General features: G+C 44.3%; 24 protein-coding genes and 1 pseudogene. 13 read left to right on the top strand and 12 right to left on the bottom strand.

Features of this window, described 5'->3' with window-relative positions; all coding sequences use genetic code 11:
* Window positions 1–16: 16 nt before the first annotated feature.
* From OPS28_RS15985 to OPS28_RS15950, 8 genes are all read left to right on the top strand, one after another.
* Window positions 17–1,900 (top strand): ATP-binding cassette domain-containing protein, encoded by a 1,884-nt coding sequence (locus tag OPS28_RS15985; protein WP_265610463.1) that lies wholly within the window; start codon window positions 17–19, stop codon window positions 1,898–1,900.
* A gap of 162 nt (window positions 1,901–2,062) precedes the next feature.
* On the top strand, window positions 2,063–2,515 hold the full coding sequence (locus tag OPS28_RS15980) for a hypothetical protein (RefSeq protein WP_265610462.1): 453 nt from the start codon (window positions 2,063–2,065) through the stop codon (window positions 2,513–2,515).
* 294 nt (window positions 2,516–2,809) lie between these two features.
* On the top strand, window positions 2,810–3,040 hold the full coding sequence (locus tag OPS28_RS15975) for a hypothetical protein (RefSeq protein ID WP_265610461.1): 231 nt from the start codon (window positions 2,810–2,812) through the stop codon (window positions 3,038–3,040).
* The gene (locus OPS28_RS15970) at window positions 3,033–3,503 is read left to right on the top strand and encodes a TIGR02444 family protein (RefSeq protein ID WP_265610460.1); all 471 of its coding nucleotides are present in this window, start codon (window positions 3,033–3,035) and stop codon (window positions 3,501–3,503) included. Before OPS28_RS15975 ends, OPS28_RS15970 begins: the two co-directional genes overlap by 8 nt.
* Window positions 3,504–3,555: 52 nt before the next feature.
* On the top strand, window positions 3,556–4,581 hold the full coding sequence (locus tag OPS28_RS15965) for a hydrolase (protein WP_265610459.1): 1,026 nt from the start codon (window positions 3,556–3,558) through the stop codon (window positions 4,579–4,581).
* On the top strand, window positions 4,578–4,811 hold the full coding sequence (locus OPS28_RS15960; RefSeq protein WP_265610458.1) for a YheU family protein: 234 nt from the start codon (window positions 4,578–4,580) through the stop codon (window positions 4,809–4,811). Before OPS28_RS15965 ends, OPS28_RS15960 begins: the two co-directional genes overlap by 4 nt.
* 396 nt (window positions 4,812–5,207) lie before the next feature.
* Window positions 5,208–6,950 (top strand): DUF5666 domain-containing protein, encoded by a 1,743-nt coding sequence (locus OPS28_RS15955; RefSeq protein WP_265610457.1) that lies wholly within the window; start codon window positions 5,208–5,210, stop codon window positions 6,948–6,950.
* Window positions 6,951–7,771: 821 nt separating this feature from the next.
* Complete coding sequence (locus tag OPS28_RS15950; protein WP_265610456.1) at window positions 7,772–8,683, top strand: hypothetical protein; 912 nt, start codon at window positions 7,772–7,774, stop codon at window positions 8,681–8,683.
* Between the two features lie 289 nt (window positions 8,684–8,972).
* Here OPS28_RS15950 and OPS28_RS15945 read toward each other — a convergent pair whose 3' ends face one another.
* Window positions 8,973–9,869 (bottom strand): hypothetical protein, encoded by an 897-nt coding sequence (locus tag OPS28_RS15945; protein WP_265610455.1) that lies wholly within the window; start codon window positions 9,867–9,869, stop codon window positions 8,973–8,975.
* A gap of 29 nt (window positions 9,870–9,898) precedes the next feature.
* The gene (locus tag OPS28_RS15940; protein ID WP_265610454.1) at window positions 9,899–10,768 is read right to left on the bottom strand and encodes an alpha/beta hydrolase; all 870 of its coding nucleotides are present in this window, start codon (window positions 10,766–10,768) and stop codon (window positions 9,899–9,901) included.
* Between the two features lie 180 nt (window positions 10,769–10,948).
* On the opposite strand from OPS28_RS15940, the pseudogene OPS28_RS17210 reads away from it, so the two are divergent.
* A pseudogene (locus OPS28_RS17210) lies at window positions 10,949–11,230 on the top strand (winged helix-turn-helix domain-containing protein); the annotation flags it as partial.
* A 2,255-nt stretch (window positions 11,231–13,485) separates the two neighbouring features.
* Window positions 13,486–13,647 carry a hypothetical protein gene (locus OPS28_RS15930; protein ID WP_265610452.1) on the top strand — a complete coding sequence of 54 codons (162 nt, stop codon included), beginning with the start codon at window positions 13,486–13,488 and terminating at the stop codon, window positions 13,645–13,647.
* A 32-nt stretch (window positions 13,648–13,679) separates the two neighbouring features.
* Here the strand turns inward: OPS28_RS15930 and OPS28_RS15925 are convergent, their stop codons facing one another.
* Genes OPS28_RS15925 through nudE form a run of 3 tightly spaced genes read right to left on the bottom strand, consistent with a single transcriptional unit; the run spans window position 13,680 to window position 15,645 of the window.
* The gene (locus tag OPS28_RS15925; RefSeq protein ID WP_265610451.1) at window positions 13,680–14,246 is read right to left on the bottom strand and encodes a YceI family protein; all 567 of its coding nucleotides are present in this window, start codon (window positions 14,244–14,246) and stop codon (window positions 13,680–13,682) included.
* Window positions 14,247–14,250: 4 nt separating this feature from the next.
* Window positions 14,251–15,078: a 3'(2'),5'-bisphosphate nucleotidase CysQ gene (gene cysQ / locus OPS28_RS15920; RefSeq protein WP_265610450.1), complete on the bottom strand. Its 828-nt coding sequence runs from the start codon at window positions 15,076–15,078 to the stop codon at window positions 14,251–14,253.
* 3 nt (window positions 15,079–15,081) lie between these two features.
* The gene (gene nudE, locus OPS28_RS15915) at window positions 15,082–15,645 is read right to left on the bottom strand and encodes an ADP compounds hydrolase NudE (RefSeq protein ID WP_265610449.1); all 564 of its coding nucleotides are present in this window, start codon (window positions 15,643–15,645) and stop codon (window positions 15,082–15,084) included.
* 68 nt (window positions 15,646–15,713) lie between these two features.
* Here nudE and yrfG point away from each other — a divergent pair, with 68 nt between their 5' ends.
* From yrfG to OPS28_RS15900, 3 genes are all read left to right on the top strand, one after another.
* Window positions 15,714–16,406: a GMP/IMP nucleotidase gene (gene yrfG / locus OPS28_RS15910; protein WP_265610448.1), complete on the top strand. Its 693-nt coding sequence runs from the start codon at window positions 15,714–15,716 to the stop codon at window positions 16,404–16,406.
* Window positions 16,403–16,951 (top strand): inosine/xanthosine triphosphatase, encoded by a 549-nt coding sequence (gene yjjX, locus OPS28_RS15905; RefSeq protein ID WP_265610447.1) that lies wholly within the window; start codon window positions 16,403–16,405, stop codon window positions 16,949–16,951. Before yrfG ends, yjjX begins: the two co-directional genes overlap by 4 nt.
* A gap of 180 nt (window positions 16,952–17,131) precedes the next feature.
* The gene (locus tag OPS28_RS15900; RefSeq protein WP_265610446.1) at window positions 17,132–18,508 is read left to right on the top strand and encodes an NAD-dependent succinate-semialdehyde dehydrogenase; all 1,377 of its coding nucleotides are present in this window, start codon (window positions 17,132–17,134) and stop codon (window positions 18,506–18,508) included.
* On the opposite strand, the gene OPS28_RS15895 is transcribed toward OPS28_RS15900, so the two are convergent.
* The 7 genes from OPS28_RS15895 to gspH are packed head-to-tail and all read right to left on the bottom strand — an operon-like array spanning window position 18,505 to window position 23,662.
* Window positions 18,505–19,260 carry a type II secretion system protein N gene (locus tag OPS28_RS15895; protein ID WP_265610445.1) on the bottom strand — a complete coding sequence of 252 codons (756 nt, stop codon included), beginning with the start codon at window positions 19,258–19,260 and terminating at the stop codon, window positions 18,505–18,507. The genes OPS28_RS15900 and OPS28_RS15895 overlap by 4 nt on opposite strands.
* Window positions 19,257–19,736 (bottom strand): type II secretion system protein M, encoded by a 480-nt coding sequence (locus OPS28_RS15890; RefSeq protein WP_265610444.1) that lies wholly within the window; start codon window positions 19,734–19,736, stop codon window positions 19,257–19,259. The genes OPS28_RS15895 and OPS28_RS15890 overlap by 4 nt, the downstream gene beginning before the upstream one ends.
* Window positions 19,733–20,932 (bottom strand): type II secretion system protein GspL, encoded by a 1,200-nt coding sequence (gene gspL, locus OPS28_RS15885; protein ID WP_265610443.1) that lies wholly within the window; start codon window positions 20,930–20,932, stop codon window positions 19,733–19,735. The genes OPS28_RS15890 and gspL overlap by 4 nt, the downstream gene beginning before the upstream one ends.
* The gene (gene gspK, locus OPS28_RS15880) at window positions 20,932–22,020 is read right to left on the bottom strand and encodes a type II secretion system minor pseudopilin GspK (protein ID WP_265610442.1); all 1,089 of its coding nucleotides are present in this window, start codon (window positions 22,018–22,020) and stop codon (window positions 20,932–20,934) included. Before gspK ends, gspL begins: the two co-directional genes overlap by 1 nt.
* A complete protein-coding gene (gene gspJ, locus OPS28_RS15875) occupies window positions 22,017–22,652 on the bottom strand; it encodes a type II secretion system minor pseudopilin GspJ (protein ID WP_265610441.1) in 636 nt (211 codons plus the stop codon). Before gspJ ends, gspK begins: the two co-directional genes overlap by 4 nt.
* Window positions 22,645–23,028 carry a type II secretion system minor pseudopilin GspI gene (gene gspI, locus OPS28_RS15870; protein ID WP_265610440.1) on the bottom strand — a complete coding sequence of 128 codons (384 nt, stop codon included), beginning with the start codon at window positions 23,026–23,028 and terminating at the stop codon, window positions 22,645–22,647. The genes gspJ and gspI overlap by 8 nt, the downstream gene beginning before the upstream one ends.
* The gene (gene gspH / locus OPS28_RS15865; protein WP_265610439.1) at window positions 23,018–23,662 is read right to left on the bottom strand and encodes a type II secretion system minor pseudopilin GspH; all 645 of its coding nucleotides are present in this window, start codon (window positions 23,660–23,662) and stop codon (window positions 23,018–23,020) included. Before gspH ends, gspI begins: the two co-directional genes overlap by 11 nt.
* Window positions 23,663–23,665 lie beyond the last annotated feature (3 nt).

The raw sequence follows: 23,665 nt of genomic DNA, 5'->3' as shown, positions 1-23,665 counted from the left end.
CGGAGGCTCAAATTACATGATCAAATTGTCAGACGTAACGTTGATGCGGGGAAATAAGGTGCTGCTTGATGAAGTATCAGCACAAATTAACCCGGGTCAAAAAGTGGCGTTAATTGGTGCCAATGGCTGCGGAAAATCCAGTTTATTTGCACTATTACGCAATGAATTGAGTGTTGAAAGTGGTGACTGTAACGTTCCGGCCCAATGGCGTATTGTCAGCGTGGCGCAGGAAACGCCTGCCACAGAACGTAGTGCACTTGATTATGTGATTGATGGCGATATTCGTTTACGTGCGTTGCAAGCTGATTTGGCTCAGGCCGAAGCCTGTCATGATGGGGCGGCTATCGGGAAACTCCATGGTCAATTAGATCAATCTGGGGCGTACACCGTTGAAGCTCGTGCAGCAACTATCCTTGCCGGACTCGGTTTTACGCAAGAACAATTGTCTCACGGGGTTAATGCATTTTCTGGTGGGTGGCGTATGCGGTTAAATTTGGCCCAGGCCCTACTGTGTCCTTCAGACCTGTTGCTGCTAGATGAACCTACCAATCACTTAGACTTAGATGCGGTGATCTGGTTAGAGAAATGGCTTCAACGCTATGAAGGAACGTTAATTCTTATATCTCACGACAAAGCCTTTATCGATAGCGCAGTGTCGGGAATTATCAGTGTAGAGCACAAAAAATTGGTGGCGTATACGGGTAACTACTCGAGTTATGAGAAACAACGGGCAGAGCGCGCACGCCTACAAACCATAGAATTTGAAAAACAACAGGCCAAACGCGCGCATTTAGAGTCATTTATCAATCGATTCAAAGCCAAAGCCAGTAAAGCAAAGCAAGCACAAAGTCGGATTAAGCAACTACAGAAAATGGAAGATTTGCTTCCCGCGCATGCCCAGAGCCAGTTCAATTTTGTTTTTGCGCAACCCACCACCCTGCCTAACCCACTCGTGCAAATGAGTGAGGTTAAATTGGGTTACGGTGAGATCACTATCTTGAACCAGGTTAAGCTTAATTTGGTGCCTGGAAGCCGTATTGGATTGTTAGGGCGAAATGGTCAGGGTAAATCTACGTTAATTAAGTTGCTAGCAGGTGTTCTTGCTCCTCAGCAAGGGGAATTTACTATAGCCCAAGGGTTAAACGTGGGTTACTTCGCACAACATCAACTGGAAACGCTCGATCCGACAGCTAATGCCCTATTACACATTCAGCGTTTGGATGAAAAAGCAACCGAACAGTCTATTAGAGACTATCTGGGTGGTTTTGGTTTTCAAGGTGACGAAGCAATCTCGCCTGTGGCGCCTATGTCAGGCGGTGAAAAAGCGCGTCTGGTATTAGCTATGATAGTGTATCTAAAACCTAATTTATTACTGCTTGATGAACCCACTAACCACCTTGATCTCGAGATGCGTCACGCCTTAAATATTGCTTTGCAAGCGTTCGAAGGTGCCATGGTTTTAGTCTCGCATGACCGTTTTCTGCTAAGCTCAGTATGTGAATCATTTTATTTGGTCGACGCTGGCGAAGTTAATCCTTTTAATGGTGATTTAGAAGACTATAAAACCTGGATTTTATCGCAAGATAAATCATCGCAACAGTCTGCAGAATCAGAGCCTAAAGTTGATCGTAAAGCAGAAAAACGTAAGCAAGCTGAGCTTCGTCAACAAGCTGCACCTTACAAAAAACAACTAGATAAGTATGAAAAGCATATGGCCACAGCGTCAGCAAAATTGACCGAAATTGAAGCGCAACTGGCTGAACCTGATATGTATGACGATAAAAATAAGGCTAAATTGATGACGTTGCTTGCTGAGCAGACTGAACTAAAGCAGCAACTGGAAGAATCAGAACTACACTGGCTTGAGGCGCAAGAAGCAATCGAAAATATTTTACGCTAGCGTGTCATAGCAAGTAGATACTTTTAATGTAATTTCACCTGGCGAATACGTCCTATCGGTAGCCTATATTTTTATGCGTGTGGTACGCTTAACGTGTGAAATTCTTATTTCTAGTCTAGTTTTCCTATAGTGGGTTGAGGCAAATTTATCCCTGGGATATCTATGAAAGAAATAATCATTAATTTAATTGAGCACGCGTTGTGGCCTTTGGCAGTAGTCTTTGCTGTCGTTGTATTGAAAAATGAAATCAAAAAATTATTGTCGCGAATGAGCGGTTTTAAAGCGGGTGATATTGAGATTCGAATGAGGCAGCAAATCCATTCGCAAACGCTGACTCAATCACAATTAGAAAAGCTTGCTGCATTATCTTCCGCAGAAATCGACATGTTTTTGTTGGTCACGCACACTGATGCGATTGGATTCAGTTACAATGTGCCTATTTCAAAAGATCTATTCGACGAACGGCTCAGGTACTTTCAGGAGCTAGGCTTAATAAAAGTTTATTTTCCAGAAAAAAAAGAAGAGCTTGCCACTCACACCACGACAGCAGAAGGGCGCCGGATTCGGGAGGCTATAATTAATGGTGCATCTCAACTGCTTAAAAGTGCAATATGATATCGGTAGCGCATCATCATATTTGCATAATAAAATAGCCTGTTAGTACCAAGCTACGAAAATAAATTATTTTAAAAGTCAGAAGCTTGTTGTTCTATTCAGCTTTTTTATTCAGTACAGTGTCATTAGCATCTAATATGACACTCCTCGAACAGAAGGTAACAGAAGTGGAGAAAGCTTTCGCTAAACTATGACTGACCGGGATTTTGAAGCATTTAAAACCTTTTTAGATCCTAGTATAGTGTTTTTGTCAGGCCAAACAGTTATTCGAGGTAGCGAGGAAGTAGTGGCCCAGTGGAACGCTTTTGTGAAAGTGAACAAACTCCATTTGCGTGGGAACCTGAGTACGCAGCGGTAATGGGAGACGGTACCACAGCGCTGAGCACTGGCTCGGTCCCTCGACCCGACGGTACAGTATTCGCCGACTACACGTCAGTGTGGCGCAACAACGCTCAGGATGAATGGAAAATCACACTAGATAAAGGACAACAATATTGCCCGACAGAATCCCTGCCCAATGAGTAACCTACCACCCGCGCGTTTTTGGGACTTTAGTGTCAAACGCTACGCGTTAGGCGAAAACATGCATCACTGTCTTGCACTACAAGATAAGTTTGGTGTGAACATCAATCTACTGCTTTTACTTGGCTGGTGCGTGTCCAATAACATTATGCTTACTCTGGTGCAGTGGCAGGCACTACGACACGCTATTAAACAAAGTGATGAAAAATTAAACCTTCACCGCCAAAAGCGTAGAAAAGTAAAACATAAGACGCCATTTAACAGTGTCCGATATCAACAACTCAAGGATGAGGAATTATCGCTAGAGCGTCTTCAACAGGCGGATATGCTAGCGCAGTTTAATCAGCAAACGCATCATTCGGTTGAGCCACAACAAGTTAATGGTAGTATTCCCGCTTTCATTCATTTATACAATTTACGCGGCAATGCCGACGCGTTAGCCCTAATTGCCGCAGTCGTAAATTAATATAAAAAGTTAAAAGTAAAAAGTAAAAAGTAAAAAGTAAAAAGTAGTTGTCATGACGTTCACTCAGCAAAATCACGGGAAAATTATTGAAAGCACATTCAAGGCTCCACGCTGGGCTCGTAATCGACATATTCAAACGATTTGGCCACGCTTTGTTCAAAAACGATTGCCTCTCGCGTTTTCTATGGAACGGTTGACCCTGCCCGATGAGGACTTTGTGGACATAGCATGGGGCCCTAAACCAAAAAAACTTACTGGCTTGGTCGCCCTTTTTCATGGCCTTGAAGGCAGTATTCGTTCTCACTATGCAAACGATATTATGGCTACCTTAAGCACTAGTGGCTGGCAAGTAGTCATGATGCACTACCGAGGATGTAGCGGTGTACCCAACAAACTGGCGCGTGCGTACCATTCAGGTGAGACAGAAGACCCTAGTTACTTCTTAAAAGTACTACATAAGCGTTTTCCAGATACGCCTAAAGTCGCTGTGGGTTTCTCATTAGGTGGCAACATGTTGCTTAAATTATTAGGTGAAAATCCTGCGCAGAAATGGCTAAAAGCGGCAATCGCGGTATCTGCACCACTTAAACTTGCTGAATGTGCACAGAGTATTAATCAGGGGTTTTCCCGTGTTTATCAGAAGTATTTACTCGGCAGCATGAAAGCCACGCTTAAAAAGAAAATGGCCTACATAGACTATCGCAGATTAATTCAGCTTAAACCGGACGATTTAAATGATATCACCAGTTTTCAACATTTCGATCAGAAAGTCACAGCGCCATTGCATGGCTTCGTCGATGCTGACGATTACTATGAAAAAAGCAGTGCGTATCATTACGTAAGCTCCATTCACTGCCCTACATTGATATTGCATAGCATTGATGATCCCTTTATGAATCATTTAATTATTCCCAACGAGCATAACCTGGCTAAAGATGTCACTATTGAATTAAGTGACCGAGGTGGGCATGTCGGATTTATGCAAGGGTCAATGGCTAACCCTACTGTTTGGTTGCATAAACGTATCAAACAATTTGTTAAACAGTATTTGCCCGTCGATACACAGGTAACTAAATGATTATTCCCATAGAGCAACTGAGTAAGGATACTCTGCACAATATCGTTAAAGAATTCGTCTTGAGAGAAGGCACAGACTATGGTGACGAAGAAGTCACATTGGCTGAGAAAGTGGCGCAAGTGCTAACACAGCTTCAATCCGGCGAGGCAGTGCTCGTTTATTCAGAGTTGCACGAATCAGTCGATATCAAACCTACAAGAGACATGCAGGACAACGAGTATGAGGAATAAGTATTTTCACAGCGACGGCTGAATTTTATCAAAAAATCGCGTTAATATTTCTATGTAGTCAATAATATTTTGTCTTTGGTTAGCCATGTTTATCGCTCTCATTAGCTGCGAATGAACAATAAAGCTTAACCCTTCCATTCAAACAACTGTAACGCGATACCTCTTCATAACACGGCAAAACGCCAAGTATTGTCAGAATGTGCTTAACTTAATACAACCTGTCGAGCAGAATATAAGTTGTTGCTAATATTGGAGATTGCCTCGAGAAGACCACTTGTTAACGCTAGGGTGACGTATAAGCGGGTAATTTAAGGTATAGATCAGCATTCCTTTCATTGATTGTTTAAGCATTCAACAGTTGTATGCTGAGTGATATCAATAGAGAGGAACACATTTATGACTTTCCATCATTCTTTACTTGCTGCTACCTTGGCTACCCTTCTTACTGCATGTGGAGGAAGCGAATCACCCAACTCTGTAAGCGAGACGACTGAACCGGTTCCAGCCGCAGATCCTGCACCCGCCCCAAGCACTTCCGCTTCATCAACGGCTACCCAAGGTGTTATCACAGGATTTGGAAGTGTATACGTAAATGGAAAACGGTATGTGTCGGACAGCGCTTCATTCACCATTGAAGGGAAAACGGGGGCTCAGGAAGCGGGTCTGAAAATGGGAATGGTTGTAAAAATAAAGGCTACTGAGGGGGCAGAGGGTCAAGACCCAGAGGCCACTAAAATTGTCTACGAAGAAACCCTGCAAGGATTTATCAGCCTAATTGATTACGCAAGTGCGCAATTAACGATTATGGGGCAAGCGGTCTATTTTGACGATTTAACTGAATTTGAGAGCGTCGATCCCGCCCAGTTGAGTGTGGGAAGTTTAGTAGAGATCAGTGGATATATTACCGAAACAGGATTTTATGCCACTTACATCGAGCTGGAAACGGATGAAAAAGATATCAAATTGTCTGGACCTGTGTCACAGCTGAATACCGAACAACAAACCTTTTTGCTAAGTGAGCTAACCGTTAATTATAGCGAAGCCAGTTTTGACGATATGACTGCTGACGACTTAAGTAATGGGATGGTGGTTAAGGTTGAAGGCACAACCTACAATACAGATACTCGCACTTTGACTGCTACCGAAATAGAAAATAAAGAACCTGATTTGGAGCGAGATTTCGAGGATGCAGACGAGATAGAAATAGCGGGTATGTTAACGAACTACGACAGTGAAGCTGGTACATTCAAGGTTAACCAATATACGTTCATTCTTGACCAAGAAACTGAATTTGACAATGGCTCTAAGGAAAGTTTTACCGGCAATGTTTGGGTAAAAGTTGAAGGCTCCCGTGATGGTGATGCATTGGTTGCAGAAACTATAGAGTTTAAAGAACGTAAGAATTACGGTAAGTCCGAAGGCCAAGTCGCTTCCATCGACAGCGAAGCGGAAACATTTGTAGTTAATGGTATTACATTTCATGCTGATCTCGATACACAATATGAAGATGAGTCGGAGCAAGACGAGCGCCGTTTCACCTTCGACGATATCCAAGTGAATGACATTCTTAAAGTGACCTCAAGAGAACTACAAGATGGCAACGTGATAGCGTTAAAGGTTAAGCGCATCAATGAAGAAGATCGAGAAGGTGAAGTGAAAGGTGCTCCAACCGACATTTCACTGGAAGGGATGACTGTTGCTGGAGTGGCAGTTCTTTTTGATGAAAACACCGAATTTGAAACAGATGATGGAAGTATCACTGCTGATGAGTTTATGAATTTGGTCGCAGGAGACGCAACGATACGAGTCGAAGTTGAGGGTAAGTACAGTGAAAACGCACTTATTGCCACGGATGTAGAGGTGCATTCCGAATCTACAGGTAATGAAGATGAGGATGAGCCCACATCTCGCAAAGTCGAGATGGAAGGACTTATAGAAGCGATAAACGATAACTCTGTGCTAGTCGCTGGGTCTGAACTTCGTTTTGACCACAATAGTAAATTGACATTGAATGATGAAGAGGTATCTGGTGAGGTATTTCTATCTACAGTCTCGGCAGGAGATAGCATCGAATTTACTGGGGTGTGGATTGAAGAAGCTTATATTCTAGTATTCGAAGCTGAAGTTGAAACTGAATAAAGGAAGTCGCCATGCAAAGCTTCTTAGGAAGCCTTGCATGGGTTGAACAATATTAAAAAGAACCATATGAAATATATAAAGCCGGGGGAAACAGCAAAATAAATGTTAAACCGCTGAGCGGATGGTATGTTGATGTGAGAAAAGTATTTGCAACATTACGGAATAACGCTTATAAAGGGTTTAAAAAACAACTCGCTCCTCCCCCCAATTCAGTCTATCCCTAACCGTCTTACTAGTTAATCAGATTCGGAGCAAGCAGCCCTTCAGTCTAAAGTATATAGTCGGGTTAGTTTCTCAGGAGAAGTTTTAAAAACATGGCCCATTCGTTATTTGCGCAGGCTCCTTTTCCTAAAAACATCAGGTGCCAGCTATAGCGGGGGATCACTTATGCTTCATTCCGCCAGTATTATTAATCAAGAAAATTAGGCTACCCTATAGAACGGTTATACATCGCCCTTACATTAATAAAAAGAATAGCGTCTGATCCAGAGCCGACTTTTGATGCATCAGAAAGGACGAAAAGTAGCTAATAAGATAGGATGTATGAGGACAATATAAAAAAGTCTCTCTCATACATTTCCTCGGCAAGGAAATTAATTAGAAAACCGTGATAATGGTTCAAATCGATAATAATGTCAGCAGATAAAAATCTAATTGTGTAGATAAATCGTTGTAAAGAATCATCTAGTAAGGGTATTGCGGGCTGAAAACCATCATAAAGCATGCTTTCCTCTCAACAAGAGTAAGTTCCTGGTTTACCAATGTTGTTTCAGGCCAGGCGAAAAATGTTTAATCAATCGTATCTCCAAGGGGTTCTCAGAATGCCATTTTTCCTTAATCGATGGCTCAAGCAAGTTAGCACATCATGCAGCACACTGTTGTTAGGGTTAAGTGTGCTAATGATTGGCTGCAATAACGCGGCGGGGATAGGCGAAGATCATATTCAGCTATTAATGGAGAAAACATTTGGACCAGTATTACAGGAATCGTCCGGACTCTACTGTGCTGACCAAGGTTTGGTAACAGTCAATGATTCGGGGAATTATCCTGCGCTTTACTTTATGGATTATGAGGGCAATCGTACTTTTTCAAAAATAGTGGCAAAACATAATAATGACTGGGAAAGCCTCACTGCCGATCGCGATTTCTATTACGTAGGCGATGTCGGGAACAATAACGGCGTCCGCACCGATTTAGGAATTATCAAAGCCAATAAACACACCTGGACAGATAGGAATACTTTACACCTCAGTTACCAAGGCTACGCGCCTGGCGAATATATGATTTACCATCATGATTACGATGCAGAAGCGATGGTTGTCAGAGGGGACGAGCTATTTTTGATTAGTAAGAGCTGGGATTCCGGAATTGCAAAGGTTTATAACGTAGATAAAAATAAGACCAAGCAAATTCTTACGCCCGCGTTTTACATAAAAGGTTTGCCTGGGGTAGTCACTGGAGCGGACTACGATGCACAAAACGACCGCTACGTAGTGGTAGGCTACGACACGACGCTTATTGCAATATTCAACCCCTTTCTAGCCGTTCTCACTACTGACTGGCAGGTTCAACAGGTATATCCTTTAACTCACTATTCGCAGGTCGAAGGGGTATGCGTGCGTAACAACGGCGACATCTATTTCACTCAGGAAAAGTCGCCGTTTGACGACTCCAAACTGGTTAAAATTCGGCTTCGAGGAAACCAGAGAGCGCAGGATGTAGATGCAAAATAATTCCCACCTATCAGCAATAACGCGTGTTCACATGGCGCGAAAATTCTTAGCTTTTTAAAACCCCATTTTGGGGTTGGTTGCGGGGACGTGTCGACCCCCGTGAAAGCCGTTTCAACGGTGAATAAAATGCACTAAAAAAGAAAAAGAGGGAGGCATCTGCGCTGCATTACCTTAATTTGAAAATACAGGTGTAGCTTCATCGGTGGGCCTTAATGCCGGCCATTCCACTTCCTGCTGCCGAGCCCCTTTTCCTTGCTGCACCGTGTGACTCGTTGGCAAATCTCCTGTTTTATTTCAGCCTGGTGTGGGCGCTTGTGTTCGAAGGGCGGAGTTTGTCCAATACCCTCGCATCGACCCAAAAGGTATCAAGATTACCGTCATCTGAGCTGCGATTAAAAAACAAGTATTTGCCGTCTGGCGTAATCTGGGCTGCGAATTCAGACGCCGGCGTATTGATTTCCTTGCCCATTTTAATGGCGTAGCTCCATGAACCGTCCGGTTGTTTAAAGCTGATAAACAAGTCGGCATTGCGAACAGGACTGTTTCGTTGACCATCCCAGATGACATAACTTTCATCAGGAGCAATAAACGGATGCGCGTTCCATTCACCAGTATTAATGGTTTTAGGAAAGGGTTTGGGGGTTGTGTATTGACCGTTTTCCTTAGTGGCAAAACGTAAAATACTGTTACTACCCTTACTGGCTTCATCAAACGCTATGGTGCCGTGCGATGATGAGGTTACCCGCATGATGGGGATAGCTTCAAAATCAGCGCCAAGTCTTTTCATTTCAGACCAGCCTGTGTCGGTGCGCGTCTTATAACCTCGACCAAAAAACATCGTATTATTGTCCGGGGATAAGGTTGGCGTGCCTATTCGTCTAGAGATGATTTTTTCATGCCACTGGTTTTGAGTTCGTTCAAACATCACAAATTCCTGAAATGGCGCATTGTCTCTCATCACCTCTCTAAGAAAGTACATCTCCTTCATATTAGGGGCGAACACGACCCCGTATTCCCATCCTTCAGTGGATACGATAGCGGGCGCAAAAACTTTAGGCGTCAAACCCGGCGGCGTTTGTCCAAGGTAGTCCCCTTTTAGCGAGGTGGGTAAACGGTTAGCCTGGCTATTATCTGGATAACACAGGCTTATCAGTATAATAAGTAAATATAGCGAAATAGGTTGCATGCGATTTCCTTTAAGCAATTTTTTAGTTGTTATCTGGAAGATAAGGCTGCTAGCCACTTGATACCTTGAGTAAAGGTATCTGGCACGGCGGTGGAATGATTGGCGGCCTTAATAATTTTGAGGCCGGTCAGCGATAAACCAGATGCAGCTTCACGTTCAAATAATGATACAAGCTGATTGGTCTCTTTCATTGCGGTATCTTCTAATTCACCGATAGAGATAAATACGTTTGCCATATGCGTTTCTTTTGTTACTGACTGATGCGTCACCTGTTTTTCAAGAAATTCAACGCTGCGGGTATCTACTGAAGGGCTACCAAGAATGTAATTGTCGAAAGTATCCGGCTGCGATAAAACAATATACGCGCCAAATTCCGCGCCCATTGAGTAGCCCAGGTATGTCTGATTGCTAACATCTATCTGATAATGATTTTTGACGTATTTTTTTACTCTGTCGCGAATAAACCTAAGGTGTTGATCAGCCTTGCCAAATTGATACTTGGCTTGAACGTCTGGCTTTTCAGATTCCAGAAACGAGTAATCTCGGAATCGACTGGCATAGGCTCTTCTCTTACCGTAATCAATTTCTTCACTCATATTAGTCTGCCAGGATATACCAACAAGTATTGCCGTTGGCATTAAAAAGCTCGTTACCCCAGAGAGCAAATCCATTTGCCACTTTGCGTCAGTGGTATAAATAACAGGATATTGTGTAGAGCCATCAGCTGTATAATCTTCTGGTAGTTTAATGTACAGCTCATATTGCCTATTTAACTTACTATCTTCTATGGCTACTACGTGTGCTCTAGGCATCGAATAGGGCATAAGCTGTTCAGTGGTGAGAGCTGAAAAGGTAGTAAGTGTCAGGCCAATAAGCAAAAGCGTTTTTATCAAAATCATTTTTATTTCTCTGTAAAAGGCGTTAACAACTCCCCTTAATATGGCTATACATAAGCTGATTTACTTGAAGAAAAGCTGACGTTTAGCTGATTTGTTATATTTTTTAACCTGTCACCCTGTTTTAGGCAGCCCAGCCAAGGTAAGCTACTGACAGTATCCAAGGGTTCATTCGTAAAGTTTATGGCGCAACAATTCTGGGTTAATAATTATTTTGTTGACGTATCCCGTAATCAGATTCAACACCAGCAACAAGCTACTCAACTGCCACCTAAAGCGTTAAAAGTGCTAGAAGTGCTCGCATCCCGTGCGGGCGAGGTGGTGAGTCATGATGAGCTTATGGAGTTAGTGTGGGTAAATAGCGTGGTAGGGCCCAACACATTACAACGAGCAATTGCCCAGCTTAGAAAAGTTTTTGGTGACGACAGTAAACAGCAAGCGTTTATTAAAACCCACGCGAAAAAGGGTTACAGCCTTGAAGCCAATGTCCGCTGGGGAAATTCGCAATCGACGCCAACCGCAGTTATTGATAATAGATGGTGGGGGCTTTCACACCGCAAGTGGGCTTATGCAGGGACTATTGCATTTACCTTTGTGTTATTGTTCTACATGCTAAAACCCCATACGCCACTGTACGCAGAGATGACCCCATTAACTGCCAGTGATTCGCAAGAGTATAACGCCTCCTATTCTCCTAATGGCAGATATCTGGCTTTTAATCGATTTGTCGGACAGTGCCAAAGTCATCTATGGGCAAAGGATCTTGAAAATAATCAGGAAGTACGATTAAGTACGGAGCCTGGACACTACAGCAGATTAAGCTGGTCAGCCGACGGTACCCAGTTAGCGTTTATTGTGGAATCGACCTGTTCGCCGATGACAAGCCCTGTCCATCAATGCTGGCAATTACAAACCTTTGATTTTGCACAGGCATGGAAAGGAAATAGTCAAAACCTATTGCGTTACGACTGTGCCGAAACAAAAACCACACAACCCACATGGTTAAATGACGGCCGCATTGCTTTTCTTCAGTACCCGAATGAGGCGAAAAACGCGCCCGAAATTGTATTATACGACCCTTTTTCAGAGCAACTAACCCCACTAAAGCTTGACCATCAAGGCGAAATCTATTCACTGGATTATTCCCATCGGTCCGGATTACTCGCTGTTGTAATGCTAACAGATAATCATCAGCATTTATTAACCACATTCACCCCACAAGGGGAGGTTCACTCCGCCAGCGTGATAGAACGCTTACCTCACCATTCGGTATATCATCGATTTCCTATCAGATTTTTACCTGACGGAAACGGTTTTCTAACGGATGTTAAAGGCCAAATATACAAGCTTAATTTGGATGGCGAACTCATATTGCTGCATCCCGAATCCTATCGAGACCTGCAGATGCCCACGCATCATCCAATGCGTAACAAATTGACCGCAACGTACGGCGCTAAAGACTTTGATGTAGGTAAACTTAAAATTGACTACGGAGAGGGAATTTTTGAGCCGTTTAACCGCTCGACCGCTGCCGAAATCAACGCTCAGTTTCAACCTCACGGCAACCTTATCGCTTTTGTTTCGTATCGGTCAGGAGACAGCCAGATCTGGATCGCCGATGGGGTATCAGCTTATCAACTGACAGATTTCGAAGACGGCCTTTTTGGTTATCGTTTCAGCTGGTCTCCTGATGGCAATAGCATCGTTGTAAACCTGGGTAATCAATTAGCCGTATTAGATCTGAATGGGGGATATCGTTTACTTAATACTCCCATTGCTATTAATGCGTTGATGTCTTGGCATGATCCTAACCACCTGTTGGTCACAGCCAATCAAACTAAAAAAGGCCAATTATTTAGTATTGATATGAGAACGGGGAACGCTGAATATCTTGAGATAAGCAATGTTATTTGGGCCTCCCATACCCAAGACAACCAAATTATATACAGTGACTACCGTAAACAATTTTGGTTGTATGCTGATAAAAATAGTCATCCGATGCCGAAACTCACCAAAAAACTCTTCGGCAAAATCGCCCTTTTTAAACAAGGTGATTTATACGGCATTGACGCTAATCACCATTTTTGGCGGTATCGACTGTCAACCGATGAGTTCAGTATAATTACTACGTTGGATAAAAATATAAACTATATCAGCGATATTCGGGCAGAAGACATATTGGCCAGTAAATTCATTGGCGGTAGAAGGGAGCTAATAGAATTAAGCGTAGATGAGTAAAGAACGTCTTCAAGAATGTATGCAGCGGGTGGAAAGAAATACGCTTGGTGTACGTTTCTGTATAGGTATAATGCCTTAGCATACCGTTAAACGGTGTCGTATTATCTGCCTCAAAAAGGGGGTGTGACCGATTTATAGGTGCTTACCTACTGGCGACTTATGCACCGACTTCATCGCCCTTATTCTTCCTTCTTCCTTCTTCCTTCTTCCTTCTTCCCCTACCGTTTGTTCGATTGTCCAAATCACTTATCACTTATCACTTATTAACACCGTTAGGGCTGTCTCCATTTAGACACTTTCAGCACCCCGTCTGCGCCTGATAGGGAAACCGCTCCCACGCAGTGTAAATAAATAGGGTTGGCTAACACCTTGAAAGGTAACGGTAATGTATTTATTTGCGACAGCTGTACGAAAGTGGAGCAAAACTTGCTGGAATACTTGCTGAGTATATATTCATAGTCATGTGTCAACGGGGGAAGATCATGAATCGCAAATTATCTCGACTAGGGAAGCCAGTTAATTTAGCGACACTGCGCCGCGTTAATCAACGTCGCCAACGCTGGGAGGTGGTCAGTACAATTTTTATGGTAATGATAATGATGGTTGCAGCCGGTTTTAGAAAAGCTAATGCAACAACAAATTAGCACAATAGGGCAGGCTAGCTGCCCGTATATTATTACTGCGTGAACGTTACCGAAAAAGTGACCGGTACGCTAAAGGTGATACTTGATAAATTGGCTATGGCTCGCAATGCCTCAATGCCCGCGCCTAAATCGAATTTCTTCGCATCGATAATAGTAGGGGATACCGTCGTCACGGTTAACATGTTGTCACTTCTTGACACTATCACCTCAAACGAAATGGGCGCTGTTTTACCATGAAGTTCCAGCGTGCCGTCTACTTCACCCTGGATCACTTCTCCTGTTTCCAGTTCAGTGAGGGTTGGGGGTACCTGAGCAGTAAAAGTAGCATGGGGGAACTGTTCTACTTCGAATAGCTTTTCCTGCATGCGTGTATCACGGATGGCGATATTCGTGTTCACGCTACTTAGCGGCACGGTAACTGCCAACTTACCATTCTTATCAAGTTCACCCGAAAGTTTTTCAAAGCGATGGACTTCAGTAACTTGCGCATTTTTGGTTGAAACAAAATGTAAGCGTGACGCATCAGCGTCGATTTGCCATTGTGCCACGACCGGAGTACTTAATAGGAGCGCCAATGCACCGATACTTTTTAACTTCATTATTTTATTCCTTTTCGTACTGAACGATGTCTTTCCACTGTACTCGCTGATCTCCCATTACTACAAAGTCTGGGTTATTCAGCGAGTGCGTTTGATTGTAGGTTAATGGCTCAAAATCGGCCGCCAGGATTTTGCCGCCTGCCTCAGTGACAATGCACTGTGAGGCGCCAGTATCCCATTCACCTGTAATACCTAGACGCATAAATACATCTGCTTTACCTTCAGCTATAAAGCAGGATTTTAATGAACAACTGCCCAGCGGTAGAGTTTGATAAACGCGTTTACCGCTTAAACGTTTAAATATTTTATCACGTGACTGGCGGCGGCTAATAGCAATCATTACGACGCCTTTATCCGGATCGTCCAGTTTACGCACGCTAATTTGTTTGTGTTCATCAGGACATTGTTTGAATGCACCCTGGCCTTTGGTGGCATAGTAAAGGGTTTGTCCGGTCGGCCAGAATATCACGCCAATAACCGGCTCATTATCTTCAACCAGCGCTATATTCACCGCAAAATCACCACTGCGAGCAATAAATTCTTGCGTACCATCAATGGGATCGATGAGCCAATAGCGGGACCAAGATTGTCGGTCCTCTAATGCCGCGTGTTTATTTTCTTCAGAAAGTATCGGCACGTGGGGCGTTTTTTCTGTCAGTTTTTTGGTGATGATATCATTAGCCAGATAGTCTGCACTGGTGACCGGGGAATCATCATCTTTGGTGTAACTTTCGAATGCGCCGTTATCGTATACCGATAAGATTGCCTGCCCCGCTTCTACGGCAGCCTCTTTGGCCAAATCCAGTAAGTCATTAAGGGAGTCTTGATGCATAATTTACTGCTCCTTTAGCCACTTCTGAGCAAGGAATAAGGCTGCTACACAGCGAGCCTCGACAAAGTCAGGACGGGCAAGTAAACCGTCACTGTCGTCCAATGACCAGTTGACTACTTCCAGCGGTTCGGGCTCATCGCCTTCTAACCGTTGTGGGTATAAATCCTGTGCCACGACAATATGCATAGTGGCATTAAAAAAAGTTGGCGCCATGCTTACCGCATGAATCAGGTGAAGTGACTTTGCTGCGTACCCGGCTTCTTCCTGAAGCTCCCTGTTAGCTGCCTGTAGGGGCGTTTCTCCGGCGTCTATTAACCCTTTAGGGAAACCTAACTGATAGGAATGGGTGCCCGCCGCATATTCACGAATAAGCAACATGGTGTCGGCATCCAGCATAGGCACTATCATTACAGCGCCGCGCCCACTGCCAGCCATGCGTTCGAATTGACGAGTGGCGCCATTGGAGAATTCCAGATCCAATCTTTCCACTTTAAACAGTCGACTCTGCGCAACAATTTCGCGATGGTGAACTAATGGTAATGGTTTGGAAGGATCAATTTTACTCATGCTATCAGATACAACTTTCGTTATTATAGTACTACAGGTTAAGGTTACTGCATTTTAAGGAATTTCGCTTGCCATTTCTGCCCTGGGACAAAATTGATACCGTTTTACTAGATATGGACGGAACATTATTAGATCTACACTTTGACACCCACTTTTGGATCGAACATCTACCAAAAAAGGTCGCAGAGCTCACGCAAAAACCGGTTGAGCAATGTCGCGCCGATATGCTGGCACATTATGCTAGAGTGCAGGGGAAAATCGAATGGTATTGTCTTGATTATTGGGCCGAAGTACTGCAGATGGATATTATGTCAGCCAAACGGGAAGTCGAGCATCTTATTGCCATGCGCGAAGACACTATTCCCTTTTTGGATGCGCTTCGTGAAACCGGCAGAGAAGTGGTATTGGTAACAAATGCTCATCCGGACGGTTTGTCGCTAAAAGTGGAACATACCAAACTCGATTCTCATATAGATACGTTAATTTCCACCCATGAATTTAGTGTCACCAAAGAGTCGCAAACCCTTTGGCAGAGATTACAGGCGCACCTACAGTTTGACCCTAAGCGCACGTTGTTTGTGGATGATAGCCTGGTTATTCTAGAGGCAGCAAAACAATTTGGTATTGGGCACCTTCTAGCCGTGCGAAACCCAGATAGGCAGCAACCAGAGCGGGAAATCGACGCATTTCCAAGTATTTCTGACTATCGCACAGTGGTGGCAGAAATTCGCCAGTATCCAGTAGAAAAATACACGTCGTGATTAAGTTACTTGTTGGCTCTCGCAATCCAATAAAGGTCGCGGCGGCAAAACACGCGCTCATGAAAGTTTTCAGCAGTGAACTCCTTGTGGCTGAAGGAATAAACGCACCTTCAGGTGTGAATCGACAACCTATGTCCGAGGCTGAAACCCGACAAGGAGCGGTTAATCGGGTTAATGCCATTTTACAAGATGAACAATGGACAGTGGATGATAAACACTGGGTCATAGCCATTGAAGGCGGCGTGGATAAATTCTCGGACGGCCCATGCACATTTGCCTATATTGCGATTTGGCATCAACGTAAATGGTCTATAGGGCGCAGCGCTAACTTGCCGTTACCTCCACAAATTTATAAAGCCTTGGAAACCGGGCAGGAATTAGGTGAAGTTATGGATTCACTGTTCGGTACGTCAAATGTGAAACAGAAAGGGGGCGCAATTGGTTTGTTGACCAATAACCTGGCCACCCGGCAAAGTGTGTATGAAACAGCCATAATACTCGCCATGAGTAAATTTCAACATGAAAGCCGCTTTGCCTACCAGTAGTAACCTAAAATTTTTACTGGCAAGTGCACAGGATTTACCGATCTTAACCATGTCGATAAGTTAAATAAGTTTAATAAACTCAAGTATCTATATGAAATACAGCTAGATAGAGGGACAGGGTTTAGTGTGGTTTCTAACTTGCATGCGTCGTTGACTCATTAATAATAGTCGGAGACAGCTATGTCCAACCCAGTAGAGACAATTAATCCTGCTACAGAAGAAACGTTAAACAAATACACCTTACTTTCTGAAAAAGAAGCGTTAAATGCTGTTGATAATGCTCACACCAGTTATCAGGATTGGCGTAAAACATCGTTCGCCGACAGAGCTAAATTGTTTCATTCACTCGCTGATCTAATTGAAGCGCGTTCTGATGAGCTAACTAAGCTGATGACCAGTGAAATGGGGAAGGTTCTGGCCCAAGGGAAACAGGAGGTGGCGTTGTGCGCGAAAATTTGTCGCTATACTGCAGACCATGCTGAAGAAGTGTTAGCCGATGAAAATCGCGTATATGAAGAAGGCACCGCGATCATATCTTATCAACCTATTGGCGTGATTTTAGGTATCCAGCCGTGGAACTTTCCTCTCTATCAGGTTATCCGTTACAGTGCCTCAACCATTATGGCAGGTAATGTGACAGTGTTGAAACATGCCGGCAATGTATTTGGTATGGCGCAGGCAGTACAACAACTTTATGAAGATGCAGGTTTTCCGAAAAATGTGTATCAATCGCTGTTAATAGACGGTGAAACTGCTAGTAAATTGATCACGCACCAGTCTATACGTGGGGTTTCATTTACGGGCAGTGATGAGGTTGGAAAATCAGTTGCCGAAAAGGCTGGCTCGCAAGCCAAAAAATCGGTAATGGAGCTTGGCAGTAATGATGCATTCATCGTATTAGCGGATGCAGACATCGATACAGCGGTGGAAGCGTGTGTGCAGGGACGCATTATCAACAATGGCGAAACCTGCGTGGCAGCGAAGCGCTTTGTTATAGTCGAAGAAGTGTTTGATGAATTCCGCGATGCGTTTCTTGCTGCTTGCAAAAAACTGAAGATGGGTGACCCCACCAGAGATGATACTGACATTGGCCCAATGGCAAGAGAAGACTTACGTGACGAACTTCACAAGCAAGTCCAAAAATCTATAAAAGAAGGCGCTAAGTGCATCCTGGGGGGAGAAGTACCCGATCAGAAAGGTTGGTATTATCCAGTCACAGTGCTGGAGAGTGTAACGGAAGGTATGCCAGCTTATGACGATGAATTATTTGGCCCAGTGGCCTCGCTTATTAAAGCAAAAGACACTAAGGATGCGATGAGAATAGCCAATGATTCTCGCTATGGACTCGGCGGCGGAATATTTACCGCAGACAGAGACGAAGCCATACGTCTGGCCCGTGATGAGTTCGATACAGGAATGATCAACATAAATGGCTATGCACTTGCACAGCCGAATTTACCATTTGGTGGCGTTAAAGACAGCGGATATGGTCGCGAGCACGGTGGCTTTGGTATGCGTGAATTCGTAAACGTCAAAACGTTGATGATAGCAAACTAGAGCTTAAATCGCGTGTACCCGTCAGCGTCAGGTAGGCCGAATAATAAGGCCGCCTGACTGACTTCCGCCGGAAGCGAGGGCTGAGGTTTAAATTGACCTGTCACGCTAATTAAATCGAATTTTTCATTGAATATGGCGTGCATGGATAGCCCAAGCTTATTAGGTTCATTCACTTTAATACTGATGCCCCGTCCTTCACACGTCAGCTTCGCATTGTATTCGCCAAAATCTATTGGGCCTTGGGTACCCGACACGGTGGCATTTAACCAGTCACCACTGGCATTAAGCTGTTCGCAGTGTGGTGCAAAGCTTAATTCGTCCACTAAAACCCGAAAGCGGCCCCCTGCATTCACGGGCAAGGGTAACCGAACTTCAGCCAACACCCTATCAACTGGAAAATAAAGTGAGGCATCATGTGAATTGATGTTTTTGAGATCAAGTAAGCTAATATTTATTGGGCCTTTAAATGCGATTTCATCTGCATCACGCATGTTTCCTGCCACTACGTCAGCGTGTATGCGGCCAAGCAACAATGACCACGCAGATATCTCCCATTGTACATCTTTCACAGGCAGACCCTGTACAATTATCTGTTGGGCTTTGCCTTCCCAAATAGTGCCGCTCACACCTGAAATAATAATATCCGCCGGAAGTTCGAGGCGATTGACTACTTGTGCGGCGGGTAAATAAGCAATCATGCAAATAACGAAAAAAATAATGCCTGTAAAAATTAATGAAAGCGTAGACTTCATGCTTTTCCTAACTGTAACCGTCTGATTTTAATTTGTCCTGAGGCATCAGCTTCAGCAATGTCGGCATTAAGAATAACAATCCCCATGCTTTCCATTGCTTGTAACCAACTCAAAACATCATTGAAGGGGGCCTGGTCCACCCACACTTGTAGTTCTTCACCTTGTGGCTGCATACGACTGATAGCAATCTTAAAGCGGTTAGTTGTACTGTTTACTGCTTGCGGTAACGACCCTCTGAATTGATTTCCTGAGCCTGCTGCCTGACGCAATTGCTGTGCGCGGTTAGCACGTTCACTTACCCATTCAAGTAGCTTTTGCTGGCTGCTTAAGCGCGTTTGTTCCCGTTCTATACCCGTGTTAAGTGGTGCGAAGATACCCCAATATAGGATGGCAATAACCATAACCACACCACTTATCGCGACTAGCATTTGTTCACGCTCGGTTAAGGCCCGATATTTATCTAATATGATATTCATGACTCACCTCGTATTGCGATAGTGCCAACGAACTCATCACCGCGGTTATTGATGGCGCCACTCTCAACCTCAAAGCCAGCTTGTTCTGCGTGTTTCTTAAATTGTTCCAATGCTTCGAAGTTTTTTCCTGCCGCCTGCATTCGAATTTCAGCGCGATTTGCATCGAATCGTAAGGTCTGGGGTTTTACCTGAGACTGCGTAAACGCGGTCCCCAGCTGTCCTAGCATTGCTAGCATTGAGGAATTACCCGAGCCAGCTTCCAGCTTCGCCATTTCTGCTTGCACTTTACGTCTAACATCGCGATACACGCCAATATTGGGAAAGCCTTGTTTGACGGTATCATCAATCTGTTTAGCTAGCTCTGTGTTTTGCTGTTTAAGCTGCGCCAGTTTAACGCCTTTTTCTACGCCACTGGCGGTGAGTACCAACACAGCTAGAACCGCCGCCACCCGCCATTGCTTCCAGGCAGAATGATTTTGGCGTTTTACCTTATAATCGCCTTGCAGCAAATTGAAGGACACTTCACTGGCGGTCTTGGCCAGCGTGAGCATGGGTAGTTCAACTGTCTCACTTGCTACTTCAGTATTTGGTAACTCATGGAGAGAATATTGAGAGTAATTCTTGATTGATAGCGGCGATTTTTGCTGTTGGCTGTAGTGCGCGACGGCAGGCAGAGTCCAGTCTGCTTCGCCTTGCAAACCACACCATTCATCCTGTCGGATAATAACATCATTTCCTAAATTTAGAACGGACCATCCTTCGCTGAAATAAGGCACGGCAAGGACATCGGGAATGATAGTCTCGCAATTCAATCCTGCTTCATTTAGCCAGGTTAGCCACGCTTCGAGTAAATCTCTAGATACTATTGCAACCGCTTGTTGGTCACCTGATTTTGGTCCCAGGGCGAAAAACTGTTTACTGATATCCTGCGCGAGTTCTTCCTCAAGCATAAACGGAATGGCGGCGAGTACCTTGCGCCCCGCACGCGGCGGTAAGGTTACCCATTTCAGTGCAATATTGCAGCTAGCGACCAATGCTACCACGGGTCTGTCGCCGGCGCGTTCAGATAAAGAGGAAAGCTGTGTAGCATCAGCTAACTCACCTGATGCGATAACTTCATTTTCGCTGCTGGACCATACCAGCCAGCTTACTGGTTCAGTAGCAGAGGAACCCAGTCGTAATAATAATTGTTCCATTAATTAATTTCTCCAAACTCGCGTCTGATCACGCGTACCTTCTCACCTTCAGGTGCGTGAAACACTGATGTGAGTTTGAATGTCGCTTTATTGTAGCGGGTCTTGGTGTGTAAAATAAAATATTCGGTTGAAACCGTAAACCAAGCTTGTTGTTCGACAGTTAACGATAATGCCGCAATGTCAGGTTCACTATTAAAATCACTCACATCGTCCCATCCCTCTTGGGGTCTGGAGGCAATTAAATTTTTGGCCTGCTGTAGCGATAGCCCGGTTAACCCAGCCAATACCGGCGCACGCTCCTCAGTAATTGTATTCACGTTTATTTTGAGCTCAGTCACGCCCGGTATTACGCAAACGTAGGGCAAGATTTCATTCAGCCAGGCTACTTCTACACCGTGAATCAAGCGTAATTCTGATTGTGAATACATTAAACCATTTGCGGCAAGGTATGGAAACTCACGTGATTCATATTCGCTGTCTTCTGCGCCATACGGTCGCATCCGATCATCTTCATCCAGCCAGTCGGCTAAACTGTCGCGCACTGTATCGGCGACAAAGTTAGTAATGTCTAGCTCACTGGACAGAAGCAACCGGTGAAACGCATCCATTGCAGGGGTGACTTCGTTTATGCCTGCGTTACGGTTGGATCTAGGGTTGTTCTTATTTTTATTCTTAGCTTTATTCTTGTTGTCAGGGCTATTGTTGACTGTATTAGCATTGGTATTGTTATTAGCGTTGTTATTACCCGTAGCAAGGATCGCATTTAAATTAAAACAGCTTTGCATGTCTTCCAGTGTTGCACTAATGGTGCCGCCGTCTACTGGATACATAAATTCCTGCGTCCACGGTTGGTCAAGCGCAATTTTGTCGCGATTTTCTTCCATCAGTAAGTCAATAGATTTCCGCGCAAACTCCTCTGCACCAATGGCATACCAGTAGGCTTGATTATTATCTTTAATATTTATCGCCCTTTGGACTTGAAGCTGTAGTCGCGTCGCCATATCCGTGGCCAGCACAGATACCAGCGCTACCACCATTAGGACAATGATTAATGCAACACCGCGCTGGTTTGATAGCGAGTTGTTCATGACTTGCTACCCAAGGTGAATTCGCGACGGATTTTACCAAAATCTTTACTCTCAATTTCAAAAGCCACAGCTAGCGGTAATGTGGTAGAGGTATAACTTTCTTTCCAATCACTTTCCTCATCATTGTCATTATCTTGTTCGGCTGGAATGAAAAAAACACGAAAGTCATTTACATCTTCTAACATTACCCGCACTTTCGGTTCGTAACCGACGACATTGTCTACATAATTGGAGTAGAGGCGCTCAAGTTTACCCTCAACTAGGCGATAGCCAACATATTGTAACGTGCTGCGAGGAAGCATATTTCTTGGGTTGTGGCGTCCACTACGCACAAATCCTATTGCGTCAGCTTCGCTACCATCCAACTCGCCTCCGCGCATTACCACTTCATTGATTTCTCCGGCAATGCGGGTAGGTTTCGCCACTGCCTGCTGAATATCCCGTTCCATGGTCAGCATAGTGCGTTGCAGACGTTGCAACTTTGCAAAACGTTCTTCTGATACTGCATTGCTATCAATGACAGTCGTCAATATGCCGGTGGCTGCCAAACCAATCACAGAAAATATCGCCATCGCAATTAATATTTCGATTAGGGTAAAACCTGTGTGGCCGTTAACGCGCATATTAGTCATCTTGTGAAGGCTTCGCCACATAGGCGGTGACTGTTGTGAGGCTGTTGGTATAGTTCTCGTCTAAGCTGACGCTCACTTCAATGGCACGCAAATCTTTGTCGCTGGTTTTAATCACTTTTTGTTGCCAATACCAGATGCGATCAGACATCTCTTGCTGACCTTTTAAATTATTTTTAGGTGGCCAGGTAGTTTCTCGTTGTAGTGCATTTAAACGGTTATTAGCAACCCAGGTGGCAAAGGTTATTTCTTCAATTTGCCCTACACTGAACAGATGGTCTGAGGCAGCTTTCATCACTGCGGTACCCGTGAGAGCAAAAATAAGCAATGCCACCATCACTTCCAGCAATGTCATACCGCGCTGGTTATTACTGAACATCAAGGCTCTCCAACGGCCCATCTAAGCGTAGTGGGGGAATGTCTTCGTTTACAAGAACAAAGTAAGAGGGGGAGTCGATGCCGAGTTCTGGTTCGTAATTAAACGTCAGCGTGAACGGAGTAACGTCTCCACTGGACATAATCAATACTTGCGGGGGCGGTAAGGGTTTGTTTTCTTCATTGCCTATTTCAACCCCCTCATCAGAAACGCTTAGTTCTTCGTCAAACAATTCGCGATCAAATAAGCGATCATCATCTTGCCACGGTAAATCGTCTAGATTGAGGTCAAATGTGAAAGGCTGTGGAAGTTCACGCTTATGGTAAATTTCCTCTTCTTCAATCGGTTGCCAGCGATCTTCTTCATCGAGCAACATAAACTGGTAAAAGTTATCTTTTTCTTCTATACGCAGACCCAGCTCCTGTTGATTTAAAACGGCGTAATCGCTGGCCATATCGATGAGAACTTGTAAGCGCGCAGCTTCTTGCTTTAGCCGATCAGCTTCACTGGTACCGAACACGTTAAAAACCACATAACCACTGGCCAGTCCTATCAATAACAGTACCAGCAAGACTTCAAGCAGCGTGAAACCACGCTGTTTCGGTAACGCACTCTTTACGTATTGGGCTAACCGCATATA

Source organism: Alteromonas sp. ASW11-130 (assembly GCF_026183735.1).
GTDB lineage: Bacteria > Pseudomonadota > Gammaproteobacteria > Enterobacterales > Alteromonadaceae > Alteromonas.
The sequence above is the reverse complement of the archived record's forward strand: the minus strand, read 5'-3'. Positions and strand labels throughout refer to the sequence as shown.